We start from the raw sequence: 24,875 nt of genomic DNA, 5'->3' as shown, positions 1-24,875 counted from the left end.
GCCCTGCGCGGACAGGCTCTGCACGAACGGGCCCTGCGCGTACAAGAAGTGCACGAACAGTGCTCAACGGAAACGGAGTTGAAGCGATGGACACCCTGAACCTGGACGGCCTGCGGGACATCATGCGCCAGTGCGTGGGCACCGGCGAGGCCGTCGACCTCGACGGCGACATCCTGCACGCCGACTTCGGCGAGCTCGGCTACGACTCGCTGGCCGTCCTGGAGGTGGTCACCCAGGTCCAGGGCCGGCTCGGCGTCGCCATCCCGGACGAGGTGATCGACGACCTGCGCACCCCCGCGGCCCTGCTGGAGTACGTCAACCGGCAGCGCGCGGAGGCCTGAGCGCGATGACCGAACACGGGCACACCGAGTCGAGCACGGTCGTGGCGGCGCCGTTCGACCTGGTCTGGGAGATGACGAACGACGTGGCAGGCTGGCCGCGGCTGTTCACCGAGTACGCCGACGCGGAGATCCTCGAACAGCGGGGCGACACCGTGCGGTTCAGGCTCACCATGCACCCCGACGAGGCGGGCGTGGCCCGCACCTGGGTCTCCGAGCGCACCAGCGACCTGAGTACCCGCAGCGTGCGGGCCCACCGGGTCGAGACCGGACCCTTCGAGTACATGAAGATCTTCTGGGAGTACCGGGAGACCCCGGACGGCGTCCACATGCGCTGGGTGCAGGACTTCCACGTGCGGGACGAACTCCCCTTCGGGGACAAGGAGATGGCCGAGCACCTGACGGCCAACACGGTCGTCCAGATGCGGGCCGTCAAGGAGCGGATCGAGGCCGCCGCCAGAGCGTGACCCGGGCCTTCAGGCGCCAGCGCCCGCACCGGCACCCGGGCCGGTGCGGGCGCGCAGGCGGCGCAGCATGCGGGCGTCCTGGAAGCCGACCGCGCGGGCGGCCGTCTCGGTGGTCGCGCCGTGGGCGATGAGGTGTTCCGCGCGCTCGACGCGCAGCTCCTGCTGGTAGCGCAGCGGGGTGCGGCCGGTGGCCTCGGTGAAGTGCCGGGTGAGGGTGCGTTCGCTGACACCGGAGGCGGCGGCGAGGTCGGTGAGGCCGAGCCGGGTGTCGAAGCGGGCGTCGATGAGGTCCTGGGCGCGGTGGACGGCGTCGACGAGGTGGCCGCGGTGCCGCAGCATCGCGCTGGCCTGCCGCTCGTCGCCGTTGCGCCGGGCGTAGACGACCATCTCGCGGGCGATCCGGGCGGCCGCCGCCGGGCCGTTCCGCACGGCCACGAGGTGCAGCGCGAGGTCGATGCCGCTGGCGATCCCGGCCGAGGTCACGACCCGGTCGTCGACGACGTAGAGCACGTCGCGCACGACGCTCGCCCGCCGGTAGCGCTGGGCGAGCTCCTCCTGGAGGTCGTGGTGGGTGGTGCACCGCCGGCCGTCCAGCAGCCCGGCGCGGCCGAGCGCGTCGGCGCCGGCGCACACGCTGGCCACCGTCCCGCCGGCGGCGTGGTGCGCGGCCAGCCGCTCCAGCGTGGCCGCGCTCAGCGCGCCGTTCTGCCGCAGCGTGACCGACCGCCAGCCGGGGACCACCAGGAGGTCCCCGGGCGACAGCTCCGGCCACGCGGTGGCGGCCCGCAGCGCGATGCCCTGCGCCGTGGGGACGTCCTCCTGCTCGGCCACGTACGCGCTCGCGTAGCCGAGGCCGTGGTCGGCCGCGGTGGAGAACACCTGGGCGGGCCCGGCGAGGTCCAGCAGGTGTACGTGGGGGACGAGCAGGAAGACGACTCGGGTCACGATCCGGTCAGCTCCTTGACGGTGGTGACGGTGGCGAAGCGGCCGGCCAGAGCGTACTCGGTGCGGGCGATGATGTCGTCCGTCGAGAGGGTGCGCGGGTCGGCGAGGACCTCGGCGAGGCTGCGCCCGGCGGGCGCGTCGCGGTGCTCGATGGGGTGGGTGGCGGTGGCGTCGGTGACGAAGACGACCTCGTAGCCGAGGTCGCCGGCGACCCGCGTGGTGGTCTCGCAGCACTGCTCGGTGCGGATGCCGCTGACGACGACGCCGCCGACGCCGTGCTGGGTGAGCACCTGCTGGAGGTTGGTCGTGGTGAACGCGTTGTGCGAGGTCTTGGTGACGACGGGCTCGCCCTCGGCGGGCGCCAGGCCGTCGATGAGGCGGACGAAGCCGCGGGCCGGGTCGAAGACCGTGCCGGTGCCGGGCTCGGAGTGCAGGACCCAGACGACGAGGTCGCCGCGGCCGCGGGCGTGCTCGACGAGCTCGTTGACCCGCTCGACGATCGCGGGGTTGGACACGGCGGCCCAGTTCTCGCGCTGCCGGAAGGATTCCTGGACGTCGATGACGAGGAGTGCGTTCTTCATGCCTCGATCATGGCGCTCGGCGGGGGCCCGCGCGTAGACACCATCGGGCCCCGATGCGGAACGATCCGGTCATGCGCTACCGGGCTGCCGGGCGGGTCAGGCGCCAGAACAGGTCCTCGCCGGTCTCGGCCGGGGCGACGGGCTCGGCGGGCAGGCGGCGGTGCTCGGTGAAGCCGAGCCGGGCCGGGATCGCGCCGCTGGCCAGGTTGGCCGGGTCGTGGCAGACCTCGACGTACTCGACGCCGGGCAGCCGGAACGCCTGCTCGACCAGGGCGCGCGTGGCCCGGGTGGCGATGCCGCGGCCGGTCGCGGCCGGGTGCAGCCAGTAGCCGATCTCGCGGCCCTCGTCGGGGGAGTCCTCGCGCCGGTACAGCGAGCAGGCGCCGACGATGGAGCCGTCCTGCACGATCGCGTAGGTGTGGTTGTCGTTCGCCCACTGTTCCTCGCGGCGGGCCAGGAAGTCGGTGGTGGACTCCAGGCTGTGCCCGGCCACCCACGGCATGAACGGGCGCAGGTGCTCCAGCGACTCCTCGATGACGCGGAAGAGCTCGGGGAGGTCGGCCTGGCCGCGGAAGGTGCGCAGCAGCAGGCCGTCGTTCAGGTCGATCACCGGTTCGGGCAGGCTCATCTCCGGAGGATGCCACGGCCCTCCCGGGCCGCGCACCCCGAATTCGGGCGGGTGCGGTCCGGGAGGGCCGTGGCGAGGGGTGGGACGCGTCAGCCGTGCGTCACGCACTTGTTGGCGCTGTTCGACCACAGGCCCTGGAGGTCGAAGGTGCCGGTGCTCAGCGTCACGTACGCGTCGAGCTGGACGCACGCGTCGCCGATCTCGCCGCCGCCGCCGTTCCAGCCGATGCTGGGCCAGAAGTCGGTGACGGTCTCCGCGTACTCGTGGGTCTCGGTGGACTCGATGCCCGAGAGCAGGCGGCCGTCGGTGAAGGTGGTGCAGGCGCCCGCGCCGTTGTCGGGGATGTACGGCAGGTTGGTGTAGGCGAGCTTGCCGTACGACGTGGAGGTGAAGTCGTGCCAGGCGCAGAAGCCGGAGTTGGGGAAGCCGTCCGGGTGCGTCTTGGTGGGGGAGAGCACGACGTACTGGGCGTTGAGGTTCGGCGCCTGGGTGGTGTTGCCGAAGTGCGCGGCGGCCTTGCCGGCCTCGGCGGCGATCTGCGCGGCCGTCGCGTTGGCCGGCGCGGCGGCGGACTTGTCGAACCAGACCCCGGCCAACGGCGAGGTGGCCGGGTGGTTGACGTGGACGCCCTTGGTGCCGCAGGTCACCGTGCCCTTGGGGACGCCCTCGCAGTACTGGTCGAGGATGGTGCCCCAGGTGTCCTTGGCGCCGTAGAGGCCCTTGAACATGTTCTGCATGTCGGTCGCGACCCCGGCCGGGTCGGACGACCACTGGGTGCCCCAGAAGACCAGGTAGACCTTCGGGGTGGGGGAGACCACGCCCTGGCTCGCGCTGGACCCGACCGACAGGGTGTCGGACGCGGCCGTGACCGCGCGCTGCGAGGCGGCCGCGGCGGGGTCGAGCGGCTTGAGGCCGAAGTGGGCGGCGGCGGTGGCGGGTTGCGCCGCCTGGGCGCCGGTGGCCAGCGAGGTGGTCCCGAAGGCCGCCAGGGCCAGCGCCGCGAGGGTGTGGGCGGCGGCCTTGAAGGTTGTGCGCATGCGTCTGCTCCCGGATGTGAGGGTGTGAGGGCGGGGCGAACTGCCTGCGTGCGGAAGGGTGTTCGGATGGAGCCCCGACACCTCACCAGTTCGGGCGGCGTCCGTCCAGACGTGCGGAAGCGGCGGCGCGAAGGCTTTGCCGTGCCTATGCCAAACTCTCGTGCGGTTCTAGCCGTCGGGCGGGTTTGGACGGCGCCCGGGCGGGCCGCCCGGGCCGGGCGGCCGGTGACGGACGGTCATCACCGGGCGGGGCAGCCGTCGTCCGGCCGTCCGGGGATCGTACGATCAAGCAATGTCTGACATCACGGAAACCACGCCGGGCTGGCTCGCGCCCGAGGAGCTCGAAACGACCCGGGCGCAGATGCCGATCCTGTACGTCGAGGCCGTGCCGGTGCGGGTCGACGAGTCCGGGGAGGTCACCCAGATCGGGCTGCTGCTGCGGATCGGGCCGGACGGGACGGTCAGCCGCACGCTGGTGTCCGGGCGCGTGCTGCACCACGAGCGGATCCGCGACGCGCTGCTGCGGCACCTGGAGAAGGACCTCGGGCCGGTGGCGCTGCCGCGGATCCCGGCTTCGCTGCAGCCCTTCACCGTCGCCGAGTACTTCCCGACGCTCGGCATCACCGAGTTCCACGACCCCCGCCAGCACGCCGTGTCGCTCGCCTACGTCGTGCCCGTCTCCGGCGACTGCCGGCCGCGCCAGGACGCGCTCGACCTGGTCTGGTTCAGCCCGGCGGAGGCCGCCTCGCCGCTGGTGCAGCAGGACATGCCGGGTGGTCAGGGGGTGCTGCTCAAGCGGGCGCTGGCGCACGTCGGCTGCCTGAGCTGACGGCGGAAACGCTTCTTTTGGGGGATTGAAGGCTTGTTGCCGGGTTCGTGAGGTCGGCGGAGCCGGCGCATCAGAACCAGACGCGGGGCAGGACCTGCCAGTCGGACTCGACCGGCAGGACCAGCCCGGTCCGCTCCCGGACGTCGGCGGTGCGGTCGGCGCGGTCGGCGCGGGCGTCCAAGGCGGTCAGGGCGCCCGCGCCGGCCTCGGCGTACCGCCGGTGGGCGTCCGGGCCGGCCCAGAGCGTCACGACGAGGTGGTGTTCGCGGTCGCGGAAGACGTCCGGGACGACGCGGGCGACCACGCCCCCGAGCAGGTCGCCGGCCGCGGCCGACCCCAGGCCCCGGGCCGAGCGCAGGGCGGCGAGGAAGTGCTCTTCGCGGCCGGGGTGGAGGCGGCAGTCGTCGACGCGCAGCACGGTGCCGCGCGTCAGGGCCTCGTGCAGGTCGGCGGCCTCCCCCGGGATGTCGAGGACGGTGGGGCCGGCCGCGTTCTCCAGCACCGCGTACCGCTGTTCCGGTGTCGGCTCGTCCTCGGCGGGTTCGCTCATGCGGAAGCGGGCGTAGCCCATTTGGTCGGCGTCGATGGCGGCGTTGCGCTCGTCCCTGAAGTCGAGGTACGCGGCCTCGTCGGCCCAGACGTCCAGCACGCACGCGCGCGGGCCGTCGGGCTCCCGGGCGCTGACCTGCCCGACCAGCCCCGGGTGGCCCGGGAGCGCCGTCCACTCGCTCCGCCCGCTCCGGTAGCGCTCCAGTGCCTCCGGCCGGACGTGGCAGTCCCTCCACTTGATCCACATGCGGACCATCATCGGCGGTCGCGCCCGGCCGGCGTCAAGCGGCCCGCGCCGGCCGGCTGTCCGAGCCGACGGCTCATCCGAGGCCGGGCAGGACCTGCCAGTCGGCTTCGAGCGGCAGGGCCAGCCCGGTCAGCGCGCGGACGTCCGCGGCGACGTCCGCGCGTGCGCGCAGGGCGGCCACGTCCCGCTCCGCGTAGCGCTGGTGGGCGTCCGCGTCCGTCCACAGCGTCGCGACGAGGTACCGGTCGTCCGCGAGGCGGGTGACGGCGCCGGCGAGCATGCCGCCGGCCGCCGCCATGGCCGGGTTCCAGACGCGTCGCTGGGCGTCGAGGAAGTGCTCGGCGCGGCCCGGGTGGAGGTGGCAGTCGGCGACGCGCAGGGCGGTGCCGCGGGCGAGCGCGTCGTCCAGGCCGGCGGCCTCCCCCGGGATGTCGAGGACGGAGGCGCCGGTCGTCACCGAGGTCACCTGCCAGCTCCTCGGCTCGGGTCCTTCCCCGTCGCGACGCCCGGACCGCTCGGCGGACGCCGCCGTGACGATCTCGTCGTGGCGCACCGCCATGAAGGCGGTGTAGGCCTCCTCGTCGGCCCAGACGCCGAGCACGTGCGCCCGCTCGCCGCCGGCCTCCCAGCCCCCGACCTGCCCGACCAGCCCCGGCTGGTCCGCGATGGCCGCCCATTCGCGCTGCGCGTCCGCGAAGGCTTCCCGTCCGCCGGGCAGCACGCGGCAGTTGATCCACTTGATCCACATGGGGCCATCATCGGCGGTCGGGCCGGACCGGTGCCAGCCTTCGGGGTTCCGGGCGACACGGAATCACGGTCCGTAGAAAGGACGTTGACAGAGCGTCCGGAAACGGGTTCAGTGCGTCCTCGGCAATCTGCGTGAGGAGTGGACGTGAGTGCGGTCGGTGCGGGGCCGGAGGCGCCGCGGCAGCAGCCGGTGGCGATGGCGTACGAACAGGTCGGGTTCAACGGGGCGTTCGCGGCCGCGCTGACCCGTGTGGTGGGCTCGATGCCCGCGCTGTACGTGACGCTGGCGATCGTCGGCGGATGGATGGCGCTCGCGACCTGGGGGCCGCTGCACACGCTCGACCCGTACCCGTTCGCGTTCCTGCTGTTCCTCGACAACGTCGTCCAACTGGTGCTCTGCCTGGTGATCCTGGTCGGCCAGCGGGTGCTCGGAATGGCGGCGGACCGGCGGGCGGTGCAGACCTACGAGAGCGCCGAGGCGATCTTCGAGCGGGTCGCCGACCTCCAGGCGCACCTGGACCGGCACGACCTCGCGCTCGGGCGCGGCGTCAGCCTGCTGGAGACCAGCCGCCACCCGTGGATCGAGCGCCACCGCGTGCAGCACCCGCCGCAGGCGATCGACCAGGCGACCACGGTCAACGGGCGGATCGCCGCGTGGCTGACCGGACGGCTGGGCAGCATGTGGGCGTTCTACGTCGCCGCGGGCACGCAGGTGGTGTGGATCGGGATGGCCGAGTCCGGCCTCCAGACCTTCGACCCGTACCCGTTCGCGTTCATGAGCTTCCTGTCCACCCTCGCCCAGCTGGTCTTCATGATCGTCATCATGGTCGGACAGGACGTCATCGGCCGGGCCGGCGACCGCCGCGCCGAGCAGACGCTGCTGGACGCCGAGGCCGTCCTGCACGAGTGCCGCCGGATGAAGGCGCGCCTGGAGGCGCAGGACCGCGTCATCGACAGCCTCGCCGACTACACCAGCGCCCAGGTCACCAAGCACCTGGCGCGGGCCATCCACCAGAGCCGCCTGGAGGCCGCCGTCGAGGACGGCCGGGAACCCGGCAGCGGGCCGGGGCTGCTGCCCTGGGACGAACTGCCGGAGGAGCTCCGGCAGGCCAACCGCCGCCAGGCGCGGCGGCTCGGCGACCGGCTGGCCGCCGTCGGCTGCCTGATGGTGCCGACCTCCGAGCAGCCGCCGGGCGCCGACGGCCCGCCGCCCGTCGACTTCACCGAGGAGGAGGCGGAGGTCCTCGCCCGGCTGGAGCACGAGCACGGGCTGAGCGCGCCCGCCGTCCTCGGCCCGGGCGCGCTGCCGGGCCAGCGGGACGGCCGGGACGCCGAGCAGGTGCCGTGGGCGGAGCTGTCCCCGAACGCCCGCGCGCGGACGGTCGCTTCGGTGCGCCGCCTGCCCGCCGTGCTCGCCGACGTCGGCTTCCAGGTGCTGCGCACCGGCCACGGCGCCGACGGGCCGGGCGAGCCGGACTTCACGCCCGAGGAGTGGGCGACGCTGGGCCGGTCCCTGATGGCCTCCGGCGTGCTGGTGGCGCTCGCCGAGGGCGTCGCCGACGCGGAGGAGATCATCGCGCTGGTCAAGCTGCTGCGCGAGGCCGGCGTGACCCACCCGCGCCGCTTCGTGCGGGAGCTGGCCGCGTCGTCGACCTTCGACACCGGGCTCCAGCCCGCGACGCGCTACGCCGACTACGAGCGGCCCGCGCTGGCGGTGATCCGCGAGGCGACGCGGATCGTCGCGAGGGTCGCCCCCGACGAGGTCGACGGGTTCCGGGAGTTCCTGCTGGAGATCGCCACGGTCGTCGCCGACGCCAACAACGAGGGCGGCTTCTTCGGCCTCGGCGCCCGGCCCCGGGTGCCCACCGAGCTGCGGGCGATGGAGGCCGTGCGCACGGCCACCGAACTCGACCGGCCCGAACCGGCGGTGTCGCTGGTGCGGCGGAAGCGGAAGTCGTAGGGCCTGTCTCAGGGCAGCGTCGGCACCTTGACCTGGTTGAACGCGTAGTAGACGGCCAGCAGTCCGTGGACGGCGAGGGCCGCGGGTGCGGACAGGAACGCCAGGCCCACGGTGAGCGGGTAGACGACCATGCCCACCTCGAACCGCCATCGGGCGGCCCGGGCCGCCGCGATGTCGACCCGCGCGTCGAAGCAGTGGCCGGTGCGCGTCGCGTGGTTCCAGAACAGTGAGAACAGCACGGCGTGCCCGACCATCACCCCGCCGTACACCGCCGCGGCGACGTTCGCGGCCGAGCCGTTGCGCAGGTTCTGCGCGACCAGCGCGGTCGGGAACGGCAGCGCCGAGACCAGCATGAGCAGGAGCAGGTTGACGAACACCAGCGTGCGGTCCACCCGGGCCAGGTGCACGAACAGCGTGTGGTGGTTGACCCAGATGACCCCGATCACCAGGAAGCTCACCGCGTACGCGAAGTAGGACGGCCACTGCGCGCCGAGCGCCCGCCACAGCTCGGCCGCGCCGTGGCCCTGCGGGACCTTGATCTCCAGGATCAGCAGCGTGATCGCGATCGCGAACACCCCGTCGCTGAACGCCTCGACCCGGCCCGTGTCCGTTGTCGCCACCGGCCGCGCCGGCTCCACCGTCTCCACCGGGCGAGGATCCCAGCCGGGCGCGGGCACCCGGCGGCGCAACGCCGTGGCGCCGGGTGCGATGCGGCGGCCTGATTTACCAGCTCTCCATACTTTTCGGGTGGCGGTGGTCACGGTGAGTCACATCTGATAGAGATCGCACACCCGACCACGGTGCGTGCGCCTGACCGCCCCCGCACCACAGGAGGACGAGCCATGCACCTGGAGATCACCCCGATCGACGCGTTGCGCCGTGCGGCCGCCCGCCCCCTCGGCGGCCCCGCCCTGCACTACGAGGAATCCGCGGTCGGCTACCCGGAACTGCTGGACCGCGCGGGCCGCCTCGCCGAGGTGCTCGCCGCGGGCGGGGTGACGGCCGGGCGGCGGGTCGCCTACCTGGGGCTCAACAGCCCGACGCTGCTCACCACCTACCTGGCCTGCGGCTGGCTGGGCGCCGCCTTCGTCCCGGTGGACCACCGGCTCGGCGCGGCGGAGATCCGGGAGGTGCTGCGCGACTGCGGGGCGCACACCGTCGTCGCCGAGCCGGGGCGCGCGCCACTGGTCGGCCCTGCGCCGGGTGCGCGCCTGCTGCTCATCGACGACGACCCTGCCGCGCCCCTGACGGACGTGCCCGGTCCGCACTGGACGCCGCTCGCCGCCGCGCTCGCCGCCGCCACGCAGCCGCCGCGCGAACCGGCGTCCCTGGACGCCGACGACCTCGCCGTCCTGCTCCACACCGCGGGCACCACGGGCCGCCCGAAGGCCGTCAGGATCACCCACGGCAACCTCTGGTGGAGCGGTGCCAACGTCGACGCGGCGATGGTCACGCGCGAGGAGGACGTCAACCTGGTCGTCACCCCGCTGTCCCACGTCGGCGGGCTCGCGTGCTTCACCCTGCGCAGCCTCGGCCACGGCGGCACCACCGTCGTCCGGCGCCGCTTCGACCCGCAGCGGACGCTGCGCGACCTCGTCGAGCTGAGGGTCAACACGTTCTTCGCCGCCCCCTCGATGTACGCGGCGCTCGCTCGCCTGCCCGGGTTCGCCGCCGCCGAACTGTCCGCGCTGCGCTGCGCCGTCGTGGCGGGCGCCCCGGTGCCCGCGCGGCTGGTCCTCGACTACGCGGCGCGCGGGGTGATGCTGCAACAGGCGTGGGGGCTCACGGAGACGGCGTCCTTCGCCTCCTACCTGCCGCCGGAACTCACCGTCGCGAAGGCGGGCTCGGCGGGCCGGCCGATGCCGTTCACCCGGCTGCGGATCGTCGACCCGGACTCGGGCGCGGACGTGTCCGGGCCGGACGAGCCCGGCGAGGTGTGGGTGAGCGGGAAGCACGTCTCACCGGGCTACTGGCGCGGCGAGGAGGCCCTGCGGGACGACGACGGCTGGTTCCGCACCGGGGACCTCGGCCGGCTGGACGCCGACGGCTGCCTGTACCTGGTCGACCGGCTGGCGAACGCGCTCGTCCGGGACGGCGGGACGGTCCACCCGGCCGAGGTCGAGCGCGCGCTCACCGGCTGCCCCGGCCTGCGGGAGCTCGCCGCCGTCGGCGCGCCGCACGACGAGCGGGGCGCGGCCGTCGCCCTGGTGGCCGTCGCGGAGCCGGGGAGCGCCCCGACGCTCGACGCGGTGCGGGAGTTCGGCGCCGGGCGCCTCGCACCGCACGCGCTCCCGGTCCGGCTGCACCTCGTCGACGCGATCCCGCGCAACGGCGCCGGGACGGCGGACCCGACCGCCCTGCGGTTGCTGCTGGCGGCCGCGCCCCGGATCGTCCCGCGGCGGGCGGCTCGGGACGGCCTCCCGGAGCAGGTGCCGCAAGAGCCCCGGGTGGAAGGCGAGTCGGCCGGCTTCGCCCCGCTCGTGGTGTCCGCGCGGACGCCGGGGGCGCTGGCGGCGCAGGCCGGGCGGCTGGCCGATGCGCTGGACGGCGGCGTGCGCCCGCAGGACGCGGCGCTCTCGCTCCTCGCGGGGCGGGCCCTGTTCGAGCACCGGGCCGTCGTGGCGGCGGCCGACTCGGACGCCGTCCGCGCGGCCCTGCGGGCGCTGGCCGAGGGCGGCGCGGCGCCCGGTCTCGTCGCCGGTGCCGCGCCACCGGGCCGCCGGGACGGCGGCGTGGTCTTCGTCTTCCCCGGCCAGGGCAGCCAATGGGCGGGCATGGGAAGGGAGTTGTGGCACGACGAGCCGGTGTTCGCGGAGCGGATGGCGCAGTGCGGGCGGGCGCTGGCCCCGCACGTGGACTGGTCGCTCGTGGACGTCGTGCACGGTGTCGGCGGCGCACCGCCGGTGGAGCGCGTGGACATCGCCCAGCCGGTGACGTTCGCGGTGATGGTCTCGCTCGCGGCCCTGTGGGAGGCGTACGGGGTCCGCCCGGCGGCCGTGCTGGGCCACTCGCAGGGCGAGATCGCGGCGGCCTGCGTCGCGGGCGCGCTGTCCCTGGAGGACGCCGCCCGGACGGTCGCGCTGCGCAGCCGCGCCATCGGCGACCGGCTGGCCGGCCGGGGCGGCATGGTGTCGGTGCCGCTGCCCGAGGGCCGGGTGCGGGACTGGATCCGCGCGTGCGGGGACGGCGTCGAGGTCGGCGCGGTCAACGGGCCGGAGCGCACGGTGGTGGGCGGGGAGAGCTCGGCGCTCGGCGCCTTCCACGCCGAGCTGGTGGGGCGCGGCATCGACGTGCGGATGGTCCCGGTCGACTACGCGTCGCACACCGCGCAGGTGGTCGGGGTCGAGCGCGACATCGCCGAACTCCTGGGCGATGTGCGGGCGTTGACGCCGACGGTGCCGTGGTTCTCGACCGTCGACGGGGCGTGGGTGGCCGGCCCGGTCGACGCCGGGTACTGGTACCGCAACCTGCGCGAACCGGTGCTGCTCGACCCCGCCGTGCGGGCGCTGGCGGCCCAGGGGTTCACCGGCTTCGTGGAGGTCAGCGCGCACCCGGTGATGACGACGGCGATCGGGGCGACGCTGGCCGACGCGGGCGTGGCCGCCGGAGCGTCCGTGGTGTGCGGCACGCTGGCGCGCGGCGAGGGCGGCCGGGAGCGGTTCGCCCGCTCGCTCGCGGAGGCGTTCGTCCGGGGCGCCCCGGTGGACTGGACGCCGATGCTCCCGCCCGGCGCGCGCCGGGTCGACCTGCCGACGTACCCGTTCCGGCGGCGGCAGCCGTGCCGGCCGGCGGAGTCCGTCGAGTAGCGTGCCCGCCGGGCTTCACTCTCGCCGGGCTTCACTGTCGCTGGGCTTCACTTGCGTGGGCAGGGCCTCGTCGTGGCGCCCGTCCGGCCGTCGACCAGCCGCAGGTGGTCGTGCTCGCCGCAGTCGTCGAGCAGGAGCACCCGGTCGCCGAGCGGGACGGGCGGTGTGGCCCGCGAGCCGCGCCGCCAGAGCACCCGGCCGCCCCGGACGGCGACGACGGCCCACGCCGCGCGGTGGATCAGCAGGGCATAGAGGCGTCCGGGTGCCGGGACGAGGTGGGCGTAGAAGTTCCGGCGCTCGCGCCGCGGGACCTTCAGCGGCCAGCGGAGCCCCGTGAGCCGCGGCGGCCGGCCGCGGCCGCCGAGCCGGGCCGAGACGATCCGCTCCCCGCGGATCGCGGCCGGGTCGTCGTGCGTCCCGTCCAGCCGGACGGTCGTGTAGAGCCTGCCGGCTACCTCGACGACCTGCGGGTCCGAGAGGCGCAGGGGTCGCCGCGGGGAGAAGAAGGTCCGCACCCGTCCCTCTCCGATCCCTCCGACCTCTCCGACCTCTCCGATCTCTCCGAGTGGCCGGAGGTGTGCCACCCGGCGGTCGTCGACCCGGGCCCAGGCCGCCGAGGGCACCTCGCCGTCCGTCCCGGCGCCGCGCCAGCGAGTGGAGGGGTACCCCGTGGTGAGGGAGCCGAGTGCGGTGCCGGTGGCGGGGTCGAACCACTGCACGGTGTCCCTGCGCGGGTGCGCGGTGAAGACGACCGGCCCGGGCAGGTGATCGACGGCGACGAGGTGCAGGCGGGCCGGGTAGCGGTTCATGGCGGTGCGCCACAGCTGTTTGCCGCTGCGGGCGTCGTAGGCGCGGGTGTAGTGGCGCCGTTGGGTCCCGACGGTGACGATCACCCGGCCCTGTGTCAGCAGGACGCTCCCGAAGTCCACGTAGTCGTGCCGCCACAGGCGGCGGCCGTCCACGAGGTCGACGGCGGTGACGTGGCGCGGCGCGTCGGGGTGGCTCTGCCAGAGGACGAGCGTGCGGCCGTCCGCGAGGTAGCCGGAGAGCGGGGCGGCGTCCCGGATCCAGGCGAGCGCGCCGTCGGTGCGGCGGAGGCAGGTGAGACCGATCGGCTCGGTGCCGTGCGGGCTCGGATTGCGGCTCGGCACGACGACGTGCTGCCCGGCCGTGGTGAAGGCCGTCGCGAGCCGGAGCCCGGTCCCGCCGAGCGGGTGCGGGCTCCGCCAGAGCATCCCGCCGTCGCGGGCGTCGAACGCGGTCATCCGCCCGTCGAACGGGACGAGCACCTGCCCGTCGGCGACGGCGATCGGGCCGAGGCTGTCCTTGGGCGCGGTGACGGTCCACAGCCCTGACGCCGCGTCGTGGTCGACGGACAGCGGGACGGCATCGTTGATCATCGGCTTTCCCCCGAAACGCCTCGAACCCGACGAAGAACCCGACGGAGAACCTGACGGAGAACCCGACGGTCAAGTATCGGCCCGGTCGTCCACCCAGTCGTCGGTGCCCCCCAGCGTGCGGTCAGTTCGAGCCCGGGGTCGTCGGATTCGGCGGCCCAGCGGTCGTGGGTCGCGTCCGGCAGCGGCCCTAGCCGGGCGTGCCAGGAGGGCCGGTAGCGGACGGTGAAGACCGGTTCGCCGGGCTGCTCGACGGTGATCCGGTGGTGCAGCAGGCCGCCGCGGTGCCGGACGGCGGCGTCGGGCCGCATGACCACCTGCCGGTCGCCGGCGGTGAGCACCTGGCTGCCGTCGTCGGCCGTGCGGAGCTCGGCGCACAGGCAGCCGAGCCGGCCGGACCATTCGGGTGCGGGCACGGCTCAGCCCCCGTTGTAGTCGGTGGCCGCGAGGACGGTGAGGCGGGTGCGGTCGGGGGAGAGGGTCGCGAGGCCGAGGTCCCACAGGTCGCAGTTGAACCAGTCCGTCCAGGCCCGGAAGCCGTACCAGGCGCAGGTGGCGACCCGCCGTTCGACCTCGGCGGGCGTCGCGTCGCCGGGGGCGCCGGCCAGGGCGGCCAGGGACCGCCAGGCGGCGAGCCGGCCGTGCGCGCCGTACCACCACTCGTCCTCGCGGCCGCCGCCGGTGGACGCCGCGGCGAAGAGCTGGCGCCACGCCTCGGCGGGGGTGGTCGCGACGACGGCGAGGTTCCTGGCGCCGGTCAGGCCGTCGAGGCAGTCCAGCGGGAGCGAGGCCAGCATCGGGTGGAGGGCGTCGGCGTCGACGGGGGCGTCCGTGACGTGGATCCCGGCCTCGACCCGGCCGTTGTGGCGCCCGTCCCAGCGGTCGACGGCGGTGGTCAGGGCGAAGTCGAGGTCGTTGGCGCGCACCGCAGGGACGGGCGCGGGGTCGTTCGGCAGCTCGCGCCCCTCGGGCAGGCCGTACCCGATGCCGCCCCCTCCGCCGCCCAGCCAGTAGCGGGTCAGCTGCGGCGTGCCCTCCAGCGGGGAGAGCGACCAGGGCAGCCAGGCGAGCGGATGGCCCTGCCAGAACAGTGAGTTCGCCGCCCACTCGACGGCCTCCGGCGGGGGCGTGGAGCGGCGGAGCACCAGCTCGTGGACGAGGCAGGCCCGCAGCTCGTCGGGGGTGTCCCCGTACGCGGCCTCGCCCGGAGCGAAGAGCTGGGCGAGGTCGCGCGGGGACTGGTTGGCGGCGAGCACGGCGGCGGCCCTGCGCTCGGGCCGCTTGGTGGGCGACAGGTCGGCGAAGCCCAGCCGAAGGGCGTGGGCGATGGCGTCGCGCCGGTGGGTGGTGGCGAGCCTCCACAGGAGCAGGGAGAAGAGGTAGTGGTGCTCGGTGCCCTTCGCGCGCGCGCCGTAGCGCGCGTGGACCGCCGCGGTGAGCTCCGCGACGAAGTCCGCGTCGCCGCGCCGGAGATGCTCGTCGGCGAGGTCGAGGACGCCCCCGATGATGACGCTGCCGGCGAGGCCGTCGACCAGCTGTTCGATCGTGTTCCGCACGCGGGCGAGCGTACCGCCCTGGTGGGAGCGGTCAGGTGGGGGCCCGGCCCAGGTGCGCGGTCCCCACCGTCTTGGCCGGTGACCAATGACTGGTTGTCAGTAAGACTGGGTCGGTGACCAAGAAGCAAGCCCCGGACCGCGCCCTCACCCGGCTCCCGTCGGGGCCGGCGCCGATGATCCGGTCGAGGCCGAGCTCGAAGCGCTCGTCGAAGTCGTCGAAGTCGCCGGAGGGGTGCTGAGATGCGGGTCGAGATCGTCGCCGTCCTGGACGGCGGCCGGGTCGACTTCCGCTGCGCCCTCGGCCGGGCGCACGCCCTGTGGGCCGGGGCGATGTCGCCCGGCCCCGGCCGACTCTTCGACGTCGAGCTGGACGTGGGGGAGCCGATCGCCGCGTGGGCGAGAGCCACCACCGGACCGGGAGCGATCACCGGAACCCCGGCGGGCGGGGCCGTGCTCACCGGGACCGTCCTCGGGACGGGAGACGCGGACGACCCCGTCGTCGACCTCCGGCTCGGCGACGACATCGTCCTGCTGGAGCCGCCGGCGGACGGCTGGGACGTGCGGCCCGGCGAGGTCGTGGCGGCACGGGTCACATCGCTCCGGCTGTACCCGTACGAGCTGTAGCCCGCGGGCCTGCGGCTGATGCGTTGAGTCCCGCGGCCCGGGGGGACGTATGGGTCAGTGGCGGGGCGGGTGCGGCGGGGAAGCGGGAAGGTGAGTCCGGTGATCAGCTCGGAGACGGTGGAGTTCCGCGTCGGGGACCGGGTGTGGGTGTACCGGGACTCGGAGTTCGGTGCGGTCGAGGGGGCCGTGGTCGTGGACGTCCGGCCGGACGGGCGGCTGCGGGTGGAGTTCACCGACGGGCACCGCACCGCTCTCCGGTACGGGCACGTCGAGCTGCGGGCGCCAGCCGTCGGGTGACGGCCGGCGCCGGGATGGTGCGGGTGCGGGGGCGGGGGAGAGGAGCCAGCTCAGGGTGACGTCCCACAGCGGGCCGCCACCCGCGGTCATGCGGTGACCTTGGCGACGAAGGCGGCCAGGTTCGCCACCGTGCGCTGGATCTTCTCCTCCACGGTGAGCGACTCGTGCAGCTTGGTGCCGACCTCGCGCCTGCCGCGCACGTAGAGCGAGCACGCGAGGTCGCTGCACATGTACGCGCCCACCGAATTGCCCTCCTTGCCCGCCTTGCCGGCCCGCGGGGCGACCAGCAGCGAGACGCCACCCGTGTGCGTGGTCACGCACAGCGAGCAGATGCTGCGCCGGGCCTGCCAGGAGGCCCCGGAGGACGAGCGCAGCGCGACGGCCACCGGGCGGTCGCCGAAGCCGGGGAGTTCGGCGACGAGGTAGGAGCGGTCGGGGGCCTGGGGATCCCGCCAGCCGAGGAAGTCCAGGTCCTCCCAGGGCTGTTCGGCGAGGTCTCGCGGCACGTTCAGGCGCGAGGCCTCGCCCTTGGTGGTGTTGACGAAGGCGGCACGGATGTCTCGTTCGGTCAGCGGCTTCATAGGGATCAACGTAAATTACCTAGGAGCATTAGGCAAATGTATTATTGCTCCAGGAGACCGTGGGAAGCAGAGGGGAACCGCATGGCGCGCGTAGGACTGACCGCCGAACGCCTCACCAGGGCGGGGGCGGAACTCGCCGACGAGGTCGGCTTCGACAAGGTGACCGTCTCGGCGCTCGCCCGGCGCTTCGGCGTCAAGGATGCGAGCCTCTACTCGCACGTCAGGAACTCGCAGGACCTCAAGACGAGGATCGCCCTGCTCGCCCTGGAGGAGCTCGCCGACCGGGTGTCCGCCGCCCTCGCCGGGCGGGCCGGCAAGGACGCGCTGACCGCCTTCGCCGACGCCTACCGCGACTACGCCCGCGAGCACCCCGGCCGCTACGCCGCCGCCCGGCTCCAGCTGGACCCGGAGACCGCGCGCGCCAGCGCCGCCGTCCGCCACTCGCAGATGACGCGCGCTATCCTGCGCGGCTACGACTTCGTGGAGCCGGACGAGACGGACGCCGTCCGGCTCCTGGGCAGCACCTTCCACGGCTACGTCACGCTGGAGACGGGCGGCAGCTTCGCCCACACCCCGCGCGACACCGAGGACACCTGGGCGCGCATCCTCGACGCCCTCGACACGCTCCTGCGCAACTGGCCGAAGAGCCCGCCGATCGGCTAGCCAGGAGCCCCGGGCCGGCTGGGTCGTCGAAGGGCACCTGGTCGAACCCGGGGCCGCCTTGCCCGGAGCCGGGAGGGCCGGCACCTGATCGACCGGGACCGTCGATGCGCTCGGCGGCATACTGGCGGGATGAGCTTCGGGGTGGGGTCCGGCGAGAGCAACTGGGGTGGCGGGGTGCTCCAGGAGACGTTGGGGCGTGTGGCGGAGGGCCTCGGGGTCGTCTTGCCTGAGCCGGACGGGCAGTGGAGCGGCACAGCGGTGTACGTCGACGCGGGGCTCGGCCGGCGGGTGTCGGTGCGTCCGGCCGGCGAGCAGCGGCGTGCCTTCTGGGTGTACCTCCAGAGCAACGGCCGGCGCCTGGCCTGCGGGTGGACCGCCGATCCGGCCGAGGTGGTCAGGGCGGCGGTGGCCTGGACCGGCGGAGCGGGGCTCGAGGAGACCAAGGAGCAGGCTCCGTGCATCGAGTTCCGCCCTTGGGCCCTCGCGCACGAGCGGGAGCCGCTCGGTGCTGTCGAGTTGGCGTGGTGCCTCAAGCTCGACGGCGTCCACATGCCGCCGATGAACCGGTTCCCGCGCGTGCATGCGCTGTTGGCGGCCGCGTACGCCCAGCCGGTGCTCCGCCAACTGATGCCGGTGACCAGCCACTTCAACCTCTGGTTCTCCACCGGTACCACGGCGCGATGGAATACGACACGGGTCGGGTACATGATCTGGCCGCACGATGAGGGGTTCTATGGGGTACGGAACCGGAGCGAGTTGCTCGCGCGCTTCGAGACGCCGGAGGAGGCCGTCGCCTTCGTGGTCGCCGTCCTGCCGGAGGGGATCGGGCCGGCACGTTAAGCGGTGGTCGAGCGGTAGCGATCGTGTTCGTCGCCACGTCCGGCTGCACCTGTCCCCAGCGCTCTTGATCGCCAGGAGACCGTTTAGCGGGCCGGAACGCCCGCGAGTCGCACCTCCGAGGCGCTCGGGCGCCAGGGGAGTTCGGCGACGGACGCCCGGCCGGAGCACGGGACGAGGCGCAGGGGCAGGTCGAGACGGTTGGCGACTTCCGTGCGGCCTTGAGCCGACCTCGCCTTCGGGGCTGGGTCTACGATCACACCAACGGCAGGCAGGACCGGCCTGGGAGGCCCCGGCCCGCCGACGAGCCCGGCGAGCACGCCGGGCGGGTGCTGGACCGGCTGAAGGGGGACCTCATGGCGCAGCGGACCGGGCGGACGGCGGACGGCAGTGCGGGCGACGCGGACTACGGTGCGATCGGCGGCTCGTACGCCGCCTACCGGCGCCCCGAACCGAGGATCGCCGCACTGATCGAGCAGGCCCTGGGCGGGGCCCGTACGGTGCTCAACGTCGGTGCCGGGGCCGGTTCGTACGAGTCGGAGGCCTTCGACGTGACGCCGGTCGAGCCGTCGGCGTCGATGCGTGCGCAGCGGCCCGCGCACCTGCCGCAGGCGGTCGACGCGGTGGCGGAGGACCTGCCCTTCCCGGACGACGCGTTCGACGGCGCGATGACGACGTTCAGTGTCCACCAGTGGAGTGACGTGAAGGCCGGCCTGCGCGAGCTGCGCCGGGTCACGCGCGGCCCGGTGGTCGTCCTGACCTGCGACCCGGACCTCGTGCGGGACTTCTGGCTGTACGAGTACGCGCCGCTGGTGCTGGACACCGAGGCGCGGCGCTACCCGTCCGTCGCCGACATCACCGAGGCCCTGGGCGGCGAGGTCGAGGTCACCGTGGTGCCCGTCCCGGCCGACTGCGTCGACGGCTTCAACGAGGCCTACTACGCGCGCCCCGAGATGCTGCTGGACCCGGCCGCCCGGCAGTCCTGCTCGGCGTGGAGCTTCGTCCCGGCGGAGGTGGCCCGCGAGTACACCGACCGGCTGGAGCGGGACCTGGCCTCGGGCGCGTGGGACGAGCGGTACGGCCACCTCCGGCAGCAGGCGGTGCTGGAAGGCTCGCTGGTCCTGATCCGGGCCCAGTAGTAGCCGGCGGCCGTCCTGATCAACGCCGACGGCCTGACACCGCCCGGCGCCGTCAGCGCGCCGGGCGGAGCGGTCCCGGGCGGTCCCGGGCGGAGCCGTCCCGGGCTTCCGTCACACGGTGCCGGAGAACAGCAGGGCGACCAGATTGCCCGCGTCGTCCCGGCCTTCGAGGCAGAGGGCGGACTCGTCGCCGACGCGGAAGGCCAGGACGTTGGCGCCCGTCTCCTCGTTGACCACGGCGTCGACCCACGCGGGGACCTTGCCGGCCGCGTCGGCGGCGTCGAGCTCGGCCCCGACGTGGTCCACGAAGGCGGCCAGGTCCTCGAAGGCGTCCGGCCGGACGGAGCGGTCGCGGAACGCGTCCATGGCGGTCGAGTCCCACAGGAAGCCGAAGTCCGGCCCGAGCGGCTGCCAGTCCTCGACGGCGTCCTCGAACTCGGCCCCGGCGATCTCCTCGGGGCCGGCCAGCGGGACGAACACCATCTCCACCGTGCTCGACTCCCGGCCGGTCCCGGGGTCCCGGAACCGCCGCACGCCGACGTACACGGGGTGCGAGCCCGGCGGGACGTCACCGCACGCGCTCCACTCGGGCGGCGCCGGGCAGCTGAACACCACGCCCTCGACCACCTTCAGGTCACCGATGCGGTGGAACTCGGTGGGGTCGCCCTGGACGTACTCGTCGGCCAGGTCCTGCAGCAGTTCGTTGATCTTCATGGCCGCACATCCTGGCGCACCCCACCGACAGCCGAGTCGGTCGGGCTGGTCCTCACAGCCGGTCGTAGACGGCCGACAGCCGCTGGAGCACCTCGGCGGCGCGGTCGAGGGCGTCCGCGTCGTAGTCGGACAGGTCGGCGTGCAGGGCGTCGGTGAGCGCCTGCTGGCGCCGGCGGTGCCGCTCGCGGCCGGCGTCGGTGAGGGCGACCACGACGGAGCGCTTGTCCTCGGGCGGCCGGGTGCGGGTCACGTAACCGGCCGCGACCAGGCCGTTGACCAGTTGGGTGGCGGCGGCGCCGGTGGTCTCGGTGCCGGCCGCGAGTCCGCTGATCGTCAGCGGGCCCCGGTCGGCGAGGGTGCGCAGGGCTCGGGCGTGGGTGAGGGAGAGGGCGCCGGGGGTGCGGGTGGCGCGGCCGCGCAGGCGGGCGTCGGCGGCGCTGAGGCGGTAGGCGGCCCGGGCGAGGCGGTCGAGGGCGTCGGCGCGTTCGGGGGCGGGCTCGGGGGCGGGCTCGCGGGTCGGCTCGGTCATGTGCGGGTCTCCTCGGCGGTGGTGGCTTGACACCAGCTTAGGTTAAGTACTTAATAACTAAGTACTTAATCACTAAGTACTTAGTGATCCGGAACCCGAGAAGGAGACCGCCATGACCACCCGTTCCACCGGCCAGAGCTGGGCCCTCGACACCGCGCTCGCCCAGGGCGGCTTCGACGCGCTGCACCCCGAGGCCGTCGGCACCATGGAGCAGCTCGGCCACGACCACACCGACTTCGCGAAGGTCTTCGCACTGGTCAGGAGCGGTGCGATGCTGCCCAAGGCCTGGGCGACGGTCGCCGCCCAGGCGGAGGAGCGCGCCGCGCACCACGAGCGCGGCGGTTTCGCGCGGACCGCCGCCGACCTCTACGGGCGGGCCGCGGTGATGTGGGGCCGCGCCCAGTACTCGATCTTCGACGCGACCGATCCGCGCAAGGCCGCGATGCGCACGCGCACCGACCACTGCGTCGAGCGCCTGGGCGCGCTGCGTGACGGCCGGGTGCGGCGCGTCGTCCTCGACTTCGAGGGCGGAGCGATCCACGCGCTGCTCCACCTGCCCGCCGGGCCGGTCGAGAACGCGCCGGCCGTCATCCTCGGCCCGGGGATGGACATGATCAAGGAGGACTACATCTGGGCGGCTGAGCGCTACTACACCTCGCGCGGGGTCGTCGCACTGTCCATCGAGGGCCCCGGTCAGGGCGAGACGCGGGCCGGCGGGCTCGCCGTCGACCTCACCAACTACGAGCGCGCGATCGGCCGTTACCTCGACCACCTGGCCGCGCTGCCGGAGGTCGACGCGGCACGGATCGGCATGTTCGGCATCTCGATGAGCGGCTACTGGGGCTCGCGCGCCGCCGCCACCGACGGCCGGCTGGCCGCGCTCGCCGCGTTCGAGGCCGTCACGGGCGACTTCGCGACCATCTTCGAGCGCGCCCAGCCGACCTTCAAGAACAACTACATGTACATGGCCGGGTACACCGACGAGGAGGCCTTCGACCGCGACCTCGTCCGCCACCTGCCCCTCGGTGACCTGGTGGCCCGGATCACCTGCCCGGTGCTGTACGGCATCGGCGAGTTCGACGAGCTGACCGACCTCGGGCAGGCGCTGGAGAGCTTCGAGAAGGTCCGGGTGCCGAAGGAACTGCGGGTCTACGAGGACGAGTTCCACCCGCTCGGCGGTGTGGCGGCCGAGGTCTTCCGGTTCGGCGCCGAGTGGCTGGAGCGGGCGCTGGCGGGCGAGTTCGCGACGCCCGGGCGGGACGTGCGGCACTACGTCCGCCGCGACGGCAGCACCGTCGACGGCAGCGCCGATCCGACGTGGTGGCTCGGTGCCGCGCCGGCGCACCTCGACGCGGTCCGGCGGGGCTGAGCAGCGGCCGAGGGGCGGCCGGGGGCGGGTCCGGGGTCAGGGGCGGCGCCGCTCAGGTGAGCAGCGTCGCCTCGACCCCGGCGAGGACGGCGGTCAGCCCCAGCTCGAAGCCCTCGTCGAAGTCCCGGAACATCACCCGGCCCGCCTCCGCCGCGAGCGGGTGGGCGGCGAGGCGTTCGGCGCGCGAGTCGACGTCGTACGCCTCGCCGCCGGCGAACGGGTCGGCGCCCATGGCCTGTTCCTCGACCACGTAGCCGATCGTGTAGCTGTACGCCGTGTACCAGGCGCGGGCGGCGGCGGACGGTGCGAAGCCGGCGTCGACCAGCAGGCGCAGGGCGCCGTCCAGGCCGGGCGCGTACGAGGTGTCGGTGAAGCGGGCGCCGCTGTAGACCTTGGCACCGTCGCGGTGGCGCAGCAGCTCGGCGCGCAGGGCGCGCATCGTCACGCGGTACGCGTCGCGCCAGTCGCCCCCGGCCGGCCAGGCGGACCCGGCCGACATGCGGCGCATCATCTCGGTCGCCATCTCGTCGAGCAGCGCCTGCTTGTCCTTGAAGTGCCAGTACAGCGCCGGTGCCTTGACGCCGAGTTCGGCGGCGATCGCGCGGAGGGTGAGGCCGTCGAGGCCCACCTCGTCGAGGAGTCTCAGCGCGGTGTCGGCGACCAGCTTCCGGTCGAGCTTCGGGGTTCCCGGGGTTCTCTGCGGCGTCACGGTTGACAGTTTAACGCCGTTAAGGGCAGGCTGCGGACAGCCGCCGTTTAACAACGTTAAGGAGAGTGGCCCGTGTCCGCGCTGCCCGTGTCCGCGTCGCCCGAATCCGTGCCGTCCGAATCCGCGCTGCCCGAATCCGTGGACGTCCTGATCGTCGGCGCCGGCCCCACCGGCCTCGCGCTCGCCCTCGACCTCGCCCGGCGCGGCGTCCGGGCGCTGCTCGTCGAGCGCGCCGCCGAGCTGTTCCCCGGCTCGCGCGGCAAGGGGCTCCAGCCGCGCACGCTGGAGGTGCTGGACGACCTCGGCGTGCTGGCCGGGGTCCGCGCGGTGGCCGGGCACTACCCGGCGAACCTGTTCTGGAAGGACGGCGAGCCCCAGGGCGAGCGCCGCATGTACGACCCGACCGAGCCCTCCGAGGCCGAGCCGTACACCGAGACGCTGATGCTGCCGCAGTGGCGCACGCAGCGCGTCCTGTACGGGCGGTTGCGCGAGCTGGGCGGCGACGTCGCCTTCGGCCGCGAGCTGGTCGGCCTCGCGCAGGACGCGGACGGCGTGACGGCCGCGTTCGCGTCGGGCGGCCCGGTCCGGGCCCGGTGGACCGTCGCGGCCGACGGTGGGCGCTCGACCGTCCGTCGACTGCTCGGCATCGGCATGGCGGGGGAGGACATCGACCCGGCGACGATGCTGGTCGCGGACGTCCGGCTCGCCGACGGGGCGCTGGACCGCGATCACTGGCACGTCTTCCCCGCGGGCGAGGACCTGCTGGCGCTCTGCCCGCTCGCCGGGACGGACGACTTCCAGCTCGTCGCGAGGTTCCCGGAGGGGACGGCCGTGGATGCCACCCTGGAGGGGATCCGCAAGGTCGTCGCCGCGCGCTCCCACCTGGCGGCCGGTCATGTCGTCGACGTGCGCTGGGCATCCGAGTTCCGGCCGCGGACGGGACTCGCGGACCGGTTCCGCGACGGACGCGCGTTGCTCGCCGGCGACTCCGCACACGTGCACTCGCCGGCCGGCGCGCAGGGCCTGAACACCAGCATCCAGGATGCGTACAACCTCGCCTGGAAGCTGGCCGCCGTGCTCTCCGGCGCCGCCCCGGAGGCGCTGCTCGACACCTACGAGGAGGAGCGCCGCGCCAACGCGGCGGAGATGCTCGACCTCTCGACGCGCGTGCACCGCGGCGAGGTCCGCCGTGGCCGCGCGACCCAGCAACTCGGCCTCGGCTACCGGGAGTCGACGCTCTCGGAGGACACCCGCGCCGGCCTCCCGGCGGACGCCCTCCGGGCCGGCGACCGCGCCCCGGACGGCCGCCGCGGCGGCGTCCGCCTCTTCGACGCCTTCCGTGGCCCGCACTGGACCCTGCTCGCCGTCGGCACCGACGCCGACCTGCCCGACCTCGGCGTCCCCGCCGTCCGCATCCCGCCCTACAAGGCGTACGGCGACGGCGTGTTCCTCATCCGTCCGGACGGCTACGTCGGCTGGGCGGGCACGACGGCGGACGGCCTGGAGTCGTATGCGGCCCGTCACGGCGTGCGCGGCGCTTGACCCACGCGGCGCTCGACCCACGCGGTGCTCGACCTACGTGCCCCTCAACCCACGCGGTGCTCGACCCACGCGACGCTCGACCCACGCGACGCTCGACCCACGTGCCGCTCGACCCACGCGGTGCTTGACCCGCACGGGCGAGGGGGCGTGCCGCCCGGCCCGGGCTGCGGGGGAGCGGCGGTTCGCGGCCGGAGACTGGGGGCCGTCGCCGCCCGCCGCCGGACAGGAGAGACCGTGGCCGACAACAGCCCCCGGGAGAAGACCGACGGCCAGGTCGGCGTCCTCGGCATCGCGCTCGGCGCGGTCCTGGCGGTCGTGTTCGCCCAGGGCTCGTGGCAGTGGTTCTCCACCTACCTCGGCGTGATGCTGCTCGCGGTGGTCCTCGCCTGCACCCGCCTGCCGACCCGCGCGCCCGGGCCGGTCACCGGGTACGTGCGCAGCCTGACGGCGTACGCACTGGTCGTCGGCCTGTGCGTGGCGATCGCGCTGGCCCCGGCGATGCAGCGGTGGCGGTGGCTGTTCCCGATGCCGGGTACGCGCGCGGGCTGCGCCGAACTGGGCCGCTACCAGGCCCTGACCGCGCGGCAGGCGGTGGGCGGCCTGGCCGTACAGGACGGCGCGGCGGTGGCCCACGCCCAGGCCGACCAGGCCCGGCACGCCGTCGACGCGTGCCTCGCGGCCACGACGACGCTGTGGCTGCCGGTCTACGCGCTGGGGACCGCGGCGCTGGTGGTCCTGGTCTCGTGGCGGCTCGGCCGGAGGAGAGCCACAGGCTCCCGGTGAG

At 74.3% G+C, this 24,875-nt stretch carries 27 protein-coding genes; 13 read left to right on the top strand and 14 right to left on the bottom strand.

The window, feature by feature from the left end; translation table 11 throughout:
• Positions 1-86: 86 nt before the first annotated feature.
• Entirely contained in the window at positions 87-341 is a 255-nt protein-coding gene (locus ACFVU9_RS28095; protein ID WP_380444028.1) for an acyl carrier protein, read from the top strand.
• A 5-nt stretch (positions 342-346) separates the two neighbouring features.
• Positions 347-805: an SRPBCC family protein gene (locus ACFVU9_RS28090; protein WP_380444030.1), complete on the top strand. Its 459-nt coding sequence runs from the start codon at positions 347-349 to the stop codon at positions 803-805.
• Positions 806-814: 9 nt separating this feature from the next.
• On the opposite strand, the gene ACFVU9_RS28085 is transcribed toward ACFVU9_RS28090, so the two are convergent.
• The 4 genes from ACFVU9_RS28085 to ACFVU9_RS28070 form a co-directional block, all read right to left on the bottom strand.
• Complete coding sequence (locus ACFVU9_RS28085) at positions 815-1,750, bottom strand: GlxA family transcriptional regulator (protein ID WP_387598015.1); 936 nt, start codon at positions 1,748-1,750, stop codon at positions 815-817.
• Positions 1,747-2,331, bottom strand: coding sequence for a cysteine hydrolase family protein (locus tag ACFVU9_RS28080; protein ID WP_380497026.1), 585 nt, complete (start codon positions 2,329-2,331; stop codon positions 1,747-1,749). Before ACFVU9_RS28080 ends, ACFVU9_RS28085 begins: the two co-directional genes overlap by 4 nt.
• A gap of 76 nt (positions 2,332-2,407) precedes the next feature.
• Entirely contained in the window at positions 2,408-2,959 is a 552-nt protein-coding gene (locus tag ACFVU9_RS28075) for a GNAT family N-acetyltransferase (RefSeq protein ID WP_387598012.1), read from the bottom strand.
• 89 nt (positions 2,960-3,048) lie between these two features.
• Positions 3,049-3,996 (bottom strand): hypothetical protein, encoded by a 948-nt coding sequence (locus tag ACFVU9_RS28070; RefSeq protein ID WP_387598009.1) that lies wholly within the window; start codon positions 3,994-3,996, stop codon positions 3,049-3,051.
• Positions 3,997-4,288: 292 nt separating this feature from the next.
• Here ACFVU9_RS28070 and ACFVU9_RS28065 point away from each other — a divergent pair, with 292 nt between their 5' ends.
• Entirely contained in the window at positions 4,289-4,825 is a 537-nt protein-coding gene (locus ACFVU9_RS28065) for an NUDIX hydrolase family protein (RefSeq protein WP_380448036.1), read from the top strand.
• A 70-nt stretch (positions 4,826-4,895) separates the two neighbouring features.
• On the opposite strand, the gene ACFVU9_RS28060 is transcribed toward ACFVU9_RS28065, so the two are convergent.
• On the bottom strand, positions 4,896-5,621 hold the full coding sequence (locus ACFVU9_RS28060; RefSeq protein WP_387598006.1) for a DUF4937 domain-containing protein: 726 nt from the start codon (positions 5,619-5,621) through the stop codon (positions 4,896-4,898).
• Positions 5,622-5,694: 73 nt separating this feature from the next.
• Complete coding sequence (locus ACFVU9_RS28055) at positions 5,695-6,369, bottom strand: DUF4937 domain-containing protein (RefSeq protein ID WP_387598004.1); 675 nt, start codon at positions 6,367-6,369, stop codon at positions 5,695-5,697.
• A 144-nt stretch (positions 6,370-6,513) separates the two neighbouring features.
• Between ACFVU9_RS28055 and ACFVU9_RS28050 the strand changes: the two genes are divergently transcribed.
• Positions 6,514-8,328, top strand: coding sequence for a DUF1003 domain-containing protein (locus ACFVU9_RS28050; protein ID WP_380501022.1), 1,815 nt, complete (start codon positions 6,514-6,516; stop codon positions 8,326-8,328).
• 8 nt (positions 8,329-8,336) lie between these two features.
• Here ACFVU9_RS28050 and ACFVU9_RS28045 read toward each other — a convergent pair whose 3' ends face one another.
• A complete protein-coding gene (locus ACFVU9_RS28045; RefSeq protein ID WP_387598001.1) occupies positions 8,337-8,948 on the bottom strand; it encodes a TMEM175 family protein in 612 nt (203 codons plus the stop codon).
• Positions 8,949-9,170: 222 nt separating this feature from the next.
• Here ACFVU9_RS28045 and ACFVU9_RS28040 point away from each other — a divergent pair, with 222 nt between their 5' ends.
• Entirely contained in the window at positions 9,171-12,134 is a 2,964-nt protein-coding gene (locus ACFVU9_RS28040; protein WP_387597998.1) for an acyltransferase domain-containing protein, read from the top strand.
• Positions 12,135-12,181: 47 nt separating this feature from the next.
• Here the strand turns inward: ACFVU9_RS28040 and ACFVU9_RS28035 are convergent, their stop codons facing one another.
• The 3 genes from ACFVU9_RS28035 to ACFVU9_RS28025 are packed head-to-tail and all read right to left on the bottom strand — an operon-like array spanning position 12,182 to position 15,087.
• Positions 12,182-13,534 (bottom strand): PQQ-binding-like beta-propeller repeat protein, encoded by a 1,353-nt coding sequence (locus tag ACFVU9_RS28035; RefSeq protein ID WP_387597995.1) that lies wholly within the window; start codon positions 13,532-13,534, stop codon positions 12,182-12,184.
• Entirely contained in the window at positions 13,531-13,947 is a 417-nt protein-coding gene (locus tag ACFVU9_RS28030; RefSeq protein ID WP_387597992.1) for a hypothetical protein, read from the bottom strand. The genes ACFVU9_RS28035 and ACFVU9_RS28030 overlap by 4 nt, the downstream gene beginning before the upstream one ends.
• A gap of 3 nt (positions 13,948-13,950) precedes the next feature.
• Entirely contained in the window at positions 13,951-15,087 is a 1,137-nt protein-coding gene (locus tag ACFVU9_RS28025) for a DUF6183 family protein (protein ID WP_387597989.1), read from the bottom strand.
• A gap of 240 nt (positions 15,088-15,327) precedes the next feature.
• Between ACFVU9_RS28025 and ACFVU9_RS28020 the strand changes: the two genes are divergently transcribed.
• Both ACFVU9_RS28020 and ACFVU9_RS28015 read left to right on the top strand, forming a co-directional pair.
• Entirely contained in the window at positions 15,328-15,711 is a 384-nt protein-coding gene (locus ACFVU9_RS28020; RefSeq protein ID WP_387597986.1) for a hypothetical protein, read from the top strand.
• A gap of 99 nt (positions 15,712-15,810) precedes the next feature.
• Positions 15,811-16,008, top strand: coding sequence for a hypothetical protein (locus ACFVU9_RS28015; protein ID WP_387597983.1), 198 nt, complete (start codon positions 15,811-15,813; stop codon positions 16,006-16,008).
• An 86-nt stretch (positions 16,009-16,094) separates the two neighbouring features.
• Here ACFVU9_RS28015 and ACFVU9_RS28010 read toward each other — a convergent pair whose 3' ends face one another.
• The gene (locus tag ACFVU9_RS28010) at positions 16,095-16,589 is read right to left on the bottom strand and encodes an FBP domain-containing protein (RefSeq protein ID WP_380507150.1); all 495 of its coding nucleotides are present in this window, start codon (positions 16,587-16,589) and stop codon (positions 16,095-16,097) included.
• An 81-nt stretch (positions 16,590-16,670) separates the two neighbouring features.
• On the opposite strand from ACFVU9_RS28010, the gene ACFVU9_RS28005 reads away from it, so the two are divergent.
• From ACFVU9_RS28005 to ACFVU9_RS27995, 3 genes are all read left to right on the top strand, one after another.
• Positions 16,671-17,252, top strand: a complete 582-nt coding sequence (locus tag ACFVU9_RS28005) for a TetR/AcrR family transcriptional regulator (protein WP_380497011.1) — start codon at positions 16,671-16,673, stop codon at positions 17,250-17,252.
• Between the two features lie 129 nt (positions 17,253-17,381).
• Positions 17,382-18,092, top strand: a complete 711-nt coding sequence (locus ACFVU9_RS28000; protein ID WP_387597979.1) for a DUF6193 family natural product biosynthesis protein — start codon at positions 17,382-17,384, stop codon at positions 18,090-18,092.
• Between the two features lie 218 nt (positions 18,093-18,310).
• Positions 18,311-19,228, top strand: a complete 918-nt coding sequence (locus ACFVU9_RS27995) for a class I SAM-dependent methyltransferase (protein ID WP_387597976.1) — start codon at positions 18,311-18,313, stop codon at positions 19,226-19,228.
• A gap of 111 nt (positions 19,229-19,339) precedes the next feature.
• Here ACFVU9_RS27995 and ACFVU9_RS27990 read toward each other — a convergent pair whose 3' ends face one another.
• Positions 19,340-19,942 carry a hypothetical protein gene (locus tag ACFVU9_RS27990; RefSeq protein WP_387597973.1) on the bottom strand — a complete coding sequence of 201 codons (603 nt, stop codon included), beginning with the start codon at positions 19,940-19,942 and terminating at the stop codon, positions 19,340-19,342.
• A gap of 52 nt (positions 19,943-19,994) precedes the next feature.
• Complete coding sequence (locus ACFVU9_RS27985; protein ID WP_380448739.1) at positions 19,995-20,471, bottom strand: MarR family winged helix-turn-helix transcriptional regulator; 477 nt, start codon at positions 20,469-20,471, stop codon at positions 19,995-19,997.
• A gap of 112 nt (positions 20,472-20,583) precedes the next feature.
• Between ACFVU9_RS27985 and ACFVU9_RS27980 the strand changes: the two genes are divergently transcribed.
• On the top strand, positions 20,584-21,840 hold the full coding sequence (locus tag ACFVU9_RS27980) for an alpha/beta hydrolase (RefSeq protein ID WP_387597970.1): 1,257 nt from the start codon (positions 20,584-20,586) through the stop codon (positions 21,838-21,840).
• Between the two features lie 52 nt (positions 21,841-21,892).
• On the opposite strand, the gene ACFVU9_RS27975 is transcribed toward ACFVU9_RS27980, so the two are convergent.
• Positions 21,893-22,549, bottom strand: a complete 657-nt coding sequence (locus ACFVU9_RS27975; RefSeq protein WP_387597967.1) for a TetR/AcrR family transcriptional regulator C-terminal domain-containing protein — start codon at positions 22,547-22,549, stop codon at positions 21,893-21,895.
• Positions 22,550-22,630: 81 nt separating this feature from the next.
• On the opposite strand from ACFVU9_RS27975, the gene ACFVU9_RS27970 reads away from it, so the two are divergent.
• Positions 22,631-24,091: an FAD-dependent oxidoreductase gene (locus ACFVU9_RS27970; RefSeq protein WP_387598055.1), complete on the top strand. Its 1,461-nt coding sequence runs from the start codon at positions 22,631-22,633 to the stop codon at positions 24,089-24,091.
• Positions 24,092-24,325: 234 nt separating this feature from the next.
• Entirely contained in the window at positions 24,326-24,874 is a 549-nt protein-coding gene (locus ACFVU9_RS27965) for a hypothetical protein (protein ID WP_387597964.1), read from the top strand.
• The last annotated feature ends 1 nt before the right edge of the window (position 24,875 follow it).

Origin of the sequence: Kitasatospora sp. NPDC057936, assembly GCF_042887525.1 — a bacterium.
Lineage (GTDB): Bacteria > Actinomycetota > Actinomycetes > Streptomycetales > Streptomycetaceae > Kitasatospora.
The sequence above is the reverse complement of the archived record's forward strand: the minus strand, read 5'-3'. Positions and strand labels throughout refer to the sequence as shown.

Coding starts and splice junctions, on each gene's coding strand:
- ACFVU9_RS28005 (WP_380497011.1), top strand. CDS start 16,671: ATGGCGCGCGTAGGACTGACCGCCGAACGCCTCACCAGGGCGGGGGCG.
- ACFVU9_RS27980 (WP_387597970.1), top strand. CDS start 20,584: ATGACCACCCGTTCCACCGGCCAGAGCTGGGCCCTCGACACCGCGCTC.
- ACFVU9_RS28060 (WP_387598006.1), bottom strand. CDS start 5,621: ATGTGGATCAAGTGGAGGGACTGCCACGTCCGGCCGGAGGCACTGGAG.
- ACFVU9_RS28035 (WP_387597995.1), bottom strand. CDS start 13,534: ATGATCAACGATGCCGTCCCGCTGTCCGTCGACCACGACGCGGCGTCA.
- ACFVU9_RS28095 (WP_380444028.1), top strand. CDS start 87: ATGGACACCCTGAACCTGGACGGCCTGCGGGACATCATGCGCCAGTGC.
- ACFVU9_RS28090 (WP_380444030.1), top strand. CDS start 347: ATGACCGAACACGGGCACACCGAGTCGAGCACGGTCGTGGCGGCGCCG.
- ACFVU9_RS28070 (WP_387598009.1), bottom strand. CDS start 3,996: ATGCGCACAACCTTCAAGGCCGCCGCCCACACCCTCGCGGCGCTGGCC.
- ACFVU9_RS28020 (WP_387597986.1), top strand. CDS start 15,328: ATGCGGGTCGAGATCGTCGCCGTCCTGGACGGCGGCCGGGTCGACTTC.
- ACFVU9_RS28065 (WP_380448036.1), top strand. CDS start 4,289: ATGTCTGACATCACGGAAACCACGCCGGGCTGGCTCGCGCCCGAGGAG.
- ACFVU9_RS27990 (WP_387597973.1), bottom strand. CDS start 19,942: ATGAAGATCAACGAACTGCTGCAGGACCTGGCCGACGAGTACGTCCAG.
- ACFVU9_RS28010 (WP_380507150.1), bottom strand. CDS start 16,589: ATGAAGCCGCTGACCGAACGAGACATCCGTGCCGCCTTCGTCAACACC.
- ACFVU9_RS28075 (WP_387598012.1), bottom strand. CDS start 2,959: ATGAGCCTGCCCGAACCGGTGATCGACCTGAACGACGGCCTGCTGCTG.
- ACFVU9_RS28080 (WP_380497026.1), bottom strand. CDS start 2,331: ATGAAGAACGCACTCCTCGTCATCGACGTCCAGGAATCCTTCCGGCAG.
- ACFVU9_RS28055 (WP_387598004.1), bottom strand. CDS start 6,369: ATGTGGATCAAGTGGATCAACTGCCGCGTGCTGCCCGGCGGACGGGAA.
- ACFVU9_RS28000 (WP_387597979.1), top strand. CDS start 17,382: ATGAGCTTCGGGGTGGGGTCCGGCGAGAGCAACTGGGGTGGCGGGGTG.
- ACFVU9_RS27985 (WP_380448739.1), bottom strand. CDS start 20,471: ATGACCGAGCCGACCCGCGAGCCCGCCCCCGAGCCCGCCCCCGAACGC.
- ACFVU9_RS28040 (WP_387597998.1), top strand. CDS start 9,171: ATGCACCTGGAGATCACCCCGATCGACGCGTTGCGCCGTGCGGCCGCC.